Origin of the sequence: Collinsella sp. CLA-ER-H2 (assembly GCF_040092405.1) — a bacterium.
Taxonomy (GTDB): domain Bacteria; phylum Actinomycetota; class Coriobacteriia; order Coriobacteriales; family Coriobacteriaceae; genus Collinsella.
Genome location: NZ_JBBNLO010000064.1, coordinates 1 through 1,439 on the forward strand (window position 1 = coordinate 1; position 1,439 = coordinate 1,439).

At 73.7% G+C, this 1,439-nt stretch carries 1 protein-coding gene; it reads left to right on the forward strand.

What is annotated here, in order from left to right:
* Window positions 1-264 precede the first annotated feature (264 nt).
* Entirely contained in the window at window positions 265-1,398 is a 1,134-nt protein-coding gene (locus tag AAAX59_RS09650; protein WP_349071606.1) for an IS110 family transposase, read from the forward strand.
* Window positions 1,399-1,439 lie beyond the last annotated feature (41 nt).

Consider the following 1,439-nt stretch of genomic DNA (forward strand, 5'->3'; position numbering starts at 1 on the left):
TCGTTTAAGAACGTCCATTACAGTCGAAATTGTCAGCCCGGGACCGTCTCGGGCTACGATTGAGGCGCGCCCAGGACGGGCCGCCGACCGGGCGCCCGCGCACGGCCGAACGTCCCTGCCCCGAGAGGGCCCGTTGGGTGCTGCCGGCGCGGGGCGCGCCGCCCCCGACGGCTGATAGGAAAGTGCCGGGCAGGTGCCGCGGCTGGTAATGTGAGTGCCGAGGGGGAGGCCATCCGGTCGAACGACTACCGGAAGGATACCACCGTGAAAGCGCCATCCACCAGACCCGCGGCCGTGCTCGGCCTGGACGTCGGCAAGTCGTCGCACTGGGCCTGCCTGATCGACCGCGACGGGGAGGTGCTGGACAGCGCCCCCGTCCGCAACAGGGAGGCCGAGCTCGACGCGCTGTTCGCCTCCGCGCCCGCCGGCACGCTCGTCGTCGTCGACCAGTTCCGCAACATAGGGTCCCTCGCCGTGAGGCGGGCCCGCGCCGCGGGGCTCGGGGTCGCCTACCTGCCCGGCCTCGCCGCCAGCCGCGCCGCGGGCCTGTTCGCCGGCGAGGCCAAGACCGACGAGCGCGACGCCGCGGTGATCGCGCGGACCGCCCTGGGCGTGCCGGACTCCCTGTCGGGGGTCCCGGGCCGCGGCGAGGCCCTCGAGGCCGCCCGCGCCCTCTCTTCGCAGCGCGACCACGTCGTCGCCTGCGCGACCAGGGACAAGAACCGCCTGCGCGCGGTGCTGCTCGAGTCCTGCCCGGCCCTCGAGGCCGCGGTCGACCTGTCGGACCGGCGGTGGCTGGAGCTGCTCGCCGGGTTCGGCGGGGCGTGGGGAATCGCCCGCTCCGGGGCCGAGGGCCCGCGGGCCGAGGCCGCCGGGGAGGCCGCGGCCGCCTCCACCGCGCCCCCGCCGGCGCTCGTCGAGGCCGAGAACAGGCAGGTCAGGTTCCTGGCCGCCCGGATATCGGAGGCCCTCGACGAGGCCGGGGCCCTCGAGGCCGAGACGGCGGCGCTGCTCGAGGGCGACGAGACCTACGCGTGCCTGCTCACCGTGCCCGGCATCGGCCCGAGGACCGCGGCGCAGCTCGCGGTGTCGGTCGACATCGGGAGGTTCCCGGACCACGACCACCTGGCCTCGTACTGCGGCATAGCCCCGAGGGTGAGGAGCTCCGGCACGTCGGTGAGGTCGGTCAGGGCGTCCAGGCGCGGCGACGCGAGGCTCAAGTCCCTGCTGATCTTCTCGTGCAACAGCCTGGTGAGGTCCTCGGGGCGCTACGGCGAGTACTACCGGGCCTGCAGGGCGCGGGGCATGGGGCACGGGCGGGCGCTCAAGGCCGTCGCGAGGAAGCGGCTCAGGGCGATATACGCCGTGATGCGCGACCGGGTGCCCTACCGGGAGTAGCCCCGACGGTTGACAAAACTATAGGAACACCCAATGACTAG